The following is a 7,290-nucleotide window of genomic DNA, read 5'->3' on the forward strand; positions in this document are numbered from 1 at the left end:
GGACATCGTTCAGAAATGGTTTAAAACATGCCATGTTTCAGAGAATGAATAGCAAGGATCAAGCGATGACACAGAGATTAGAACCCGTCAATACACAAGACCGACTCCCCGCATCCACGCAAGTGGTGATTATCGGGGGCGGTATTATCGGTGTCAGTGCCGCGTTGGCACTGGCCGAGCGCAATATTCCGGTCGCCTTGCTGGAAAAAGGACAAATCGGCGCGGAACAGTCATCCCGTAACCTCGGCTGGATCCGTAAAACCAACCGACATGCTGAGGATGTGCCGCTGGCACAGGCCGCAGATCGACTCTGGGCTGAAATGCCTGAACGTATCGGGCGTGAGGTCGGCTATCGGCAGTCCGGGATTCTTTTTGCTGCACGCAATGACAAACAGATGGCGATGTATCAAGAATGGCATCAATCCGTTGAGTCGTTACAACTGGATTCGCAGCTCCTGAGCCTACAGCAGATTGATCAGTTGGCTCCCGGCGGCACTGAAAAATGGGTCGGTGGGCTATATACCCCTTCCGACGGATTTGCTGAACCCGCGATAGCGACCAGTGCTATCGCTCAGCGAGCGATTGAAAAGGGGGCGGTGATGGTCCAGAACTGTGCCGTCAGGGCTCTCGCAACCGCCGGCGGTCGGATCAGTGGTGTAGTCACCGAACAGGGTGAAATCCGCTGCACTCAAGTGCTGCTTGCCAGCGGCGCATGGTCACGACGTTTCTTAGGCAATCACGGTGTGTCGTTTCCGACATTACCGATTATCTGTTCCGTGTTGCGCACGAAAGCCACCCAAGGGCCGACGGATATTGCCTTTGCCGCGCCGGACTTTTCTTTTCGCCGACATTCAGACGGTGGATTTGTCATTACGCAGCGTGGTGCGCTGGATGCGCCACTGACGCTGGATCATCTGCTGATCGGGATGCGTTATCTGGCGCAGTTACGGGCGCAGCGCAGTTATATGCGCGTGTCGCTCGGACGTCATTTCCTGCGGGATCTGACCTTACCCCGACGCTGGAAGGCGAACGATGTTTCTCCGTTCGAACGGATACGAACCCTGAACCCGTCGGTGAATGAAGGGATTAACCAAGAAGCGCTGACCAATCTTGCCAAGGCCTGGCCGATGTTTGCAGGGATAGGGATTGATGAAAGCTGGGCCGGGCTGATTGATGTGACACCGGATTCATTACCGGTGATTGATCACATCGGTGCCATTCCCGGCCTGACCATCGCAACCGGTTTTTCCGGCCACGGATTTGGTACCGGCCCGGCAGCAGGACAGCTCGCCGCAGATTTAGTGTCGGATGTGACACCGATTGTCGATCCGAAACCTTATCGGTTTGATCGGTTTTAAATAAGGACGTTGTTTTTATTCATGAGAGGGATTTCACATGAGCAATCACACCCATGTACAAAGTATGGATACTGCGGGACTGTCAATGACCCCCCGTTCACCGTTAAAAATGCGTTTGCCGACCATGATGGCCGTCTGTATCGGTCTGGTGATCGTGCAGGGCGCAATGATTTCTGCAACGCAAGGCATCGGGATGGGCGGTATGTCGTTCATCACCGCGATGGTGGCGGCATTGGCGCTCTCCCAGTTTAATGCCATGAGTTTTGCCGAGTTGTCTCTGATGTTTCCGCAAGAGGGAACATTAGCCACCTATACGCAAAAAGCGATAGGTCACTTCCCGGCGATTGTCGCGGTGTTTGCCGGTTATGTCGTGGTGGCTATTCTGGCCATTCCGGTGGAAATGTTTCTGGTCGATGCGATGTTAGCGCAGCTGTTTCCGGGGATGCTGCCGGATAAGGTCGTGCCGTTACTGATTTTACTGGGACTCACGATGACCAATCTGGTTGGCGCTGATGTCTTTGCCCGTGTGCAGAATATTCTGGCATTTGTGCTGGTCAGTGCCTTGATTCTGGTTGGACTGACCGCGATTACCGGCCTGAGTCAGCCGCATCCGGATCTAGCCGGTAAAGCTGTTGACTGGAGTTTCAGCGGCGTGTGGAACGGTCATTTTATCGGGTTGATCGCTTTAGCGATGTGGATGATGGTCGGGGTGGAGTTTATCTGTCCGATGGTCAACGACGTCAGACAGCCGCGCAAGAACATTCCCCGGGCGATGCATTTGTCACTGTTCTTTATTTTTCTCATCTTTTTAGCATTTGCCTATGGTGCCAGCCTTTATTTAGACATTGATACACTGGTTGGATCACCTTTGCCGTATCTGGATTACGCCCATGCTGTTTTCGGCCAGAGTGGGTTAGTGATTGCAACCGTGATGGCGCTCGCTGCCACCTGTAGCACCATCAATACCGTACTGGCTTCGGTACCGAAAATGCTGCACGGCATGGCGATGCAAAAGCAGGCTTTTCCACAGCTCAAAGCCATCAATCGCTTCAATGCGCCCTGGGCGGCGATCATGATGCTCTCTGTCTGTACCGCGATTTCTTATTTCAGCTTTGAGATTGATGCGTTGATCGTACTGGTGATTGCGGCAACGACCAGCTGGCTGTTGGCCTATATCGTAGCGCATATTGATGTGATTGTTCTGCGTCGGCGGCTGCCGCAGCAAGAGCGCCCCTATCGGACACCATTTTACCCGTGGCCTCAGGTGATCGGGATTGTCAGTATGCTGTATGTGGCATTGAATAATTCACCGGATCCGAATATGACCCGGATGGTGTACACCATCACCGGTGGTATTTTGTTGGTGATTAGTCTGATTGCGGCATTATGGGTGAAATTTTACATGAAACGCGGCTTGTTTGAGCCCGATGTCGATTAAGCGTTGCCCTGTGGCGGGGTGACCGTCACAGGGAGATTAAGGCAGAAGCGGGGGAAGCTGATGATTTTCTTGTTTTGCATATGCCTGCGGTGTACATCCGAATAAAGCTTTAAAGGCACTAATAAAACTACTCACACTTTTGTAGCCGAGTTCATAGGCGACGCGACTGGTGCTTTCCCCCTGCCTTAAAATCTCCAGTGTACTGATCAAGCGGTGCCTGCTACACCACTGCCGGTAAGTCATCCCTGTTTCTGCTTTAAACAGTCGTTCAATGGTGCGGACACTGGCGCCGACCCGCGCTGCACGTTGTTTCAGCGTCGAATTATGTTCTGGTAAGGTATTGTGTAAGGGTTCATTGATAAGCTGGGTGAGCAGCCGGTTTAATCGCGGATCTTTACCCGCCGGTAAATAGACTTTCAGCTCATCGAGGGTGGCGATCTCGTCAATTAAAACCAGTCCGAGTCTTCTGATCGGCCCCTCTGGTAACACCGTGTTTCCTTCAACCAGTCGCAGAATTAATTCACGGATTAACGGCGTCATTTTCAGCATCGCGATACCTTGTTGGTGCGCCCGAATCGGAAATGACGGATCAACATATAAGTTACGCATTTGGGTCAAGGTTTCTGCCTGAACCTGATGCATCACGCCACTCGGGATCCAAACGGCATGGGTAGACGGTACGATCCAAATCGCCTCATCACTGGTCACTTTGACAATGCCTTGTGCGGCCCACAACAGCTGACCTCTGGGGTGTGCATGAGGCGTCATCCGGGTTTCTGCCAACATACTGCGGCTGTTTGTGAGCACCGGGCGAGACGGATCGATGGTATAAGCAAACTGACTTGGTGGCAGTAATGTCGCTTCAGGAACATTGTTTGGCATTTTCAGGGCTTCTTACGTCAGATCATAATCGCTATCTTAGAAGTCATTATTTCTACAATCAAGGTGAACATATGAACAAACCTGTATCGTTGAGGCATGTTGCAGTTGCTCTCGCACTGATACTGGCAGTCTGGCTGGTTTTATTTCCGATGGCAGGCGTTCAACCGAACGTATCATATAGTGCCGCAGTGATACTGATTACGCTGACTGGCTGGAGTACCGGCTTCTTCCCGCCATTTTTAACCGGCCTGATTTTCTTCGCTCTGGTAACCATCTTCCAGTTGCTTGACCCGGGAATCCTGTTTGCCGGATTCGGTTCGACCGCGGTGTGGTTGATTATTTCCGGGTTTGTTATTGGTTCAGCGATAAGCCTCTCCGGGTTAGGAAAAAGACTGGCATCCCGGATTGCACCGTACCTTGTCGGCAGTTATTTTCGTCTTATTTTCGGTTTGGTCGTGAGTGCGATGATCTTGGGATTTGTCATGCCTTCTTCGGTAGGGCGTTCAGTGGTGATGATTCCGATAGGCATGGCTTTGGCGGACAAAGTCGGTTTTTCCAGTGGCAGTCACGGGCGTCTCGGTATCGCGACGTCACTTACTTTGGCCTGTAATATGCCGAGTTTCGCCATTCTGCCTGCCAATATCCCGAACATGATCTTAAGCGGTGCCAGTGAGACATTATTTGACCTGAGCTTTGGCTATACCGAATATCTGTTATTACATTTCCCTGTTCTCGGCATCGTCAAATCTTTGGTGATTGTCGCGCTGACACTATTTATCTTTCCTGCCCATATCAATGCTGAAGCCCGGGATGAAGCGCCGCAATCGCAAGATGAGCCCTACCAGACGGCGATGCAAATCCGGGTCGGGATCATTTTAGGGGTGACTTTGTTACTCTGGGTGACCGACACGGTTCACGGAGTGAATCCGGCATGGATTGGTCTGGCTGCGGCGATTATATTATTGCTGCCCCGCTGGGGGATTGTTCCTCCCAAATCATTCAACGGGAGTATCGATTTCGGGGCAGTTGTGTTTGTTGCCGCTGCGCTTGGACTTGGCGCGTTAGTTAACCAGTCAGGCATTGGTTCGATTATGGGCGATGTCTTGGGCAACTTAGTCCCCGGAAAGGGAGAGGGCGGTTTCCTGAATTTCATGGCACTTTCTTTGATGTCGATGGTGACGGGGTTAGTCGCCACGGTTCCCGGTGTCCCGACCGTTCTGACCCCGATGGCCGCAGATTTAGCACAGACCACTGGCTTTACGGTTCCCGAGGTGTTGATGACTCAAGTGGTCGGTTTTTCTACCATCATTTTCCCATATCAGGTTACACCACTGATTATTGCGATGCAGTTGTCGAATGAACCGTTGGTGAAGCTTGTGAAACTGACCTTCCCGTTGGCGGTCATCACGATTTTGGTTTTAATGCCGTTGGATTATCTGTGGTGGGGATTTGTGGGGTGGTTGGGGTGAGATGCACTTCATTTCATCACCTTTATTTTGTCATCCTTTGGCTTCGGAATGTGACGCACAATGGCGTTTTTCGGTTTCAGAGGCATCGGTGTTCTGTGCGTCAGTTACTCTTGCCAAGATGCAAGCGTAACCAGAAGATCTTTTTTGTTGGGCTTGGTCGTGCGCTTTCCAGAACCAGCTTTTACGGGCGTCCTGCCCGGAAAAGCTTAATCATTCTTCCGTGAATGATTTTCTTTGTTGGGTGGCTGTTTTGAGTTGGGTGAAACTCTGAATCAATAAAGCTAAATTGATCGATGAATTCAGGGTAAAATTCACGGATGAATTTTAAGCTTTTCGTGAGCAGGAGCGAATAAAAGCGACCCTGATGACGCGCGCTGAACCCAAAAAGATGTTTTTGGTTCCTTTTGACATCCATCAAAAGGAACTGGGGCGCAGTCGGAGATGGCAATGAGATCGAAGAAAGTCATTGCGTCCCAAACCAGCAGCCTATCATTTTTACCTTCCCAGCTTTTGGCACCGAAATTTGACGCACAATTGTGTTCATCAATTTCAGAGGCATTGATGTTCTGTGCGCCAGTTCATCTTTCAGAGATGAAAGACGAACCAGAAAATCTTTTTTGTTGGGCTTGGTCGCACGTTGTCCAGAACCAGCTTTTACGGGCGTCCTGCCCGGAAAAGCCTAACCATTCTTCCATGAATGGTTTTCTTGGTTTGGTGGTTGATTTGAATAAAGTGAAACATTGAATCAACGAAGCTCAATTGATCGATGCTCTCAGGGTAAAATTCACGGATGAATTTTAAGCTATCCCTTAATAAAAAGGCTGAGCAGGAGCGAATAAAAGCGCCCCTGATTCGGTGCGCTGAACCGTTAGATTATTTCAGGTGGTTTTGTGGTAATTGAGATTGTCCCAACACAGCAACGACGAGGATAAAACCATCTTCCTTTGTGAAATAAGCAGTATGTTCCCCAATCGGAAAGTAAAACCCGTTACTGTATATTTCATGGCAACTTCGTCCCAAGTCCGGGTTATCAGCGAGCATTTGAAAGCCTGAGAGTAGTGTTTCTTTGTAGCGTTGCCACTGAAGTTCAGAAAAGTGGCTGATGGTATAATTTTTTACTTTGCGTAGATGAGCTTGAGCTAGATGGCTTAGTCTATATTGGTTATGGTGCATATTTCTGATTACAGCTCACTCAAAAAGTCTTTACCATCAACGATATCATCTTTTGCTAAGTCATCTTTGGCGGCGATGAAGCAGTGTTTGAGGTACTCAGCTTTCATCATCTCAAGTTCCTCGTAGTCATGTATAGACATAACGACAACTGCATCTTTACTATTTTTACTGATCTTAATTGGCTGACGTTGAGCATTTAAAAGCAACTCACCAAAATTTCGTTTAGCGTCATTTGCTGTTAATGTCCGCATAACTTAGTCTCCACAGTTTTAAATCTAATCAGAGTATAGCCTTTAGGACGAAATGGTCAATCCGATTAAATCGTGCGAAATGTGCGAAAGTGTTGTGATTGATGAAGTCTGAGTGCTTTACGTTTTTATCTTCCCAGCTTTTGGCTCACAAATTTGACGCACAATTCCGTTTTTCGGTTTCAGAGGCATCAGTGTTCTGTGCGCCAGTTACTCTTGCAGAGATGCCAGAGTAACCAGAAGATCTTTTTTGTTTGACGGAGTCACACGCGTTCCAGAACCAGCTTTTACGGGCATCCTGCCCGGAAAAGCCTAACCATTCTTCCATGAATGGTTTTCTTTGATTAGTGGTTGATTTGAATGAAGTGAAACATTCTTAAAAAGTTAATTTGGTCACTGAACTCAGGGTGAAAAATCACGGATGATTTTTTATATTGTTTATCATGGTATATTGTTTGTTCTGGTTGTTATTATATCTATTTGATTTTGTTGTTTTTAATTGCTATTTTGCTCATCAGTGTTCATTGAAAAATATCATCAGTCAATGAATTGTGTGTAGCTATATGTGTAGTAAAAAATAAATTATGGCAGCAATTAACAAACTTTCAGATAAACAACTTAAGGCCATTCATGGCAAACCTTATACAGGGCGTCAGGTGGTTTCTGACGGTGCCGGACTCTCTGCAAGGATCTCTCCCAAAGGTAAAATTGCATGGGTCTAC

The 7,290-nt window shown here is 48.7% G+C and carries 8 protein-coding genes; 4 read left to right on the plus strand and 4 right to left on the minus strand.

Going from position 1 to position 7,290, the window contains the following annotated elements; genetic code table 11:
- Positions 1–65: 65 nt before the first annotated feature.
- Entirely contained in the window at positions 66–1,358 is a 1,293-nt protein-coding gene (locus VR7878_RS18485) for an NAD(P)/FAD-dependent oxidoreductase (protein WP_077337490.1), read from the plus strand.
- A 37-nt stretch (positions 1,359–1,395) separates the two neighbouring features.
- Positions 1,396–2,796, plus strand: coding sequence for an APC family permease (locus VR7878_RS18490; RefSeq protein ID WP_077337491.1), 1,401 nt, complete (start codon positions 1,396–1,398; stop codon positions 2,794–2,796).
- Between the two features lie 36 nt (positions 2,797–2,832).
- Here VR7878_RS18490 and VR7878_RS18495 read toward each other — a convergent pair whose 3' ends face one another.
- The gene (locus tag VR7878_RS18495; protein ID WP_077337492.1) at positions 2,833–3,678 is read right to left on the minus strand and encodes an AraC family transcriptional regulator; all 846 of its coding nucleotides are present in this window, start codon (positions 3,676–3,678) and stop codon (positions 2,833–2,835) included.
- Between the two features lie 71 nt (positions 3,679–3,749).
- Between VR7878_RS18495 and VR7878_RS18500 the strand changes: the two genes are divergently transcribed.
- Positions 3,750–5,147, plus strand: coding sequence for an SLC13 family permease (locus VR7878_RS18500; RefSeq protein ID WP_077337498.1), 1,398 nt, complete (start codon positions 3,750–3,752; stop codon positions 5,145–5,147).
- 447 nt (positions 5,148–5,594) lie between these two features.
- The gene (locus tag VR7878_RS18505) at positions 5,595–5,891 is read left to right on the plus strand and encodes a hypothetical protein (RefSeq protein WP_139344150.1); all 297 of its coding nucleotides are present in this window, start codon (positions 5,595–5,597) and stop codon (positions 5,889–5,891) included.
- Positions 5,892–6,020: 129 nt separating this feature from the next.
- Here the strand turns inward: VR7878_RS18505 and VR7878_RS18510 are convergent, their stop codons facing one another.
- The 3 genes from VR7878_RS18510 to VR7878_RS18520 form a co-directional block, all read right to left on the minus strand.
- Positions 6,021–6,320 (minus strand): type II toxin-antitoxin system RelE/ParE family toxin, encoded by a 300-nt coding sequence (locus VR7878_RS18510; protein WP_077337494.1) that lies wholly within the window; start codon positions 6,318–6,320, stop codon positions 6,021–6,023.
- An 8-nt stretch (positions 6,321–6,328) separates the two neighbouring features.
- The gene (locus VR7878_RS18515) at positions 6,329–6,571 is read right to left on the minus strand and encodes a type II toxin-antitoxin system Phd/YefM family antitoxin (protein ID WP_059120589.1); all 243 of its coding nucleotides are present in this window, start codon (positions 6,569–6,571) and stop codon (positions 6,329–6,331) included.
- A gap of 145 nt (positions 6,572–6,716) precedes the next feature.
- On the minus strand, positions 6,717–6,896 hold the full coding sequence (locus VR7878_RS18520) for a hypothetical protein (protein WP_077337495.1): 180 nt from the start codon (positions 6,894–6,896) through the stop codon (positions 6,717–6,719).
- Positions 6,897–7,290: the final 394 nt, after the last annotated feature.

Origin of the sequence: Vibrio ruber DSM 16370 (assembly GCF_900163965.1) — a bacterium.
In the GTDB taxonomy this organism is placed as follows: Bacteria; Pseudomonadota; Gammaproteobacteria; order Enterobacterales; family Vibrionaceae; genus Vibrio; species Vibrio ruber.

What these genes read in the sequence shown, in the direction of transcription:
- VR7878_RS18485 (WP_077337490.1), top strand. Translation starts at nt 66, where the DNA reads ATGACACAGAGATTAGAACCCGTCAATACACAAGACCGACTCCCCGCA.
- VR7878_RS18490 (WP_077337491.1), top strand. Translation starts at nt 1,396, where the DNA reads ATGAGCAATCACACCCATGTACAAAGTATGGATACTGCGGGACTGTCA.
- VR7878_RS18495 (WP_077337492.1), bottom strand. Translation starts at nt 3,678, where the DNA reads ATGCCAAACAATGTTCCTGAAGCGACATTACTGCCACCAAGTCAGTTT.
- VR7878_RS18500 (WP_077337498.1), top strand. Translation starts at nt 3,750, where the DNA reads ATGAACAAACCTGTATCGTTGAGGCATGTTGCAGTTGCTCTCGCACTG.
- VR7878_RS18505 (WP_139344150.1), top strand. Translation starts at nt 5,595, where the DNA reads ATGAGATCGAAGAAAGTCATTGCGTCCCAAACCAGCAGCCTATCATTT.
- VR7878_RS18510 (WP_077337494.1), bottom strand. Translation starts at nt 6,320, where the DNA reads ATGCACCATAACCAATATAGACTAAGCCATCTAGCTCAAGCTCATCTA.
- VR7878_RS18515 (WP_059120589.1), bottom strand. Translation starts at nt 6,571, where the DNA reads ATGCGGACATTAACAGCAAATGACGCTAAACGAAATTTTGGTGAGTTG.
- VR7878_RS18520 (WP_077337495.1), bottom strand. Translation starts at nt 6,896, where the DNA reads ATGGAAGAATGGTTAGGCTTTTCCGGGCAGGATGCCCGTAAAAGCTGG.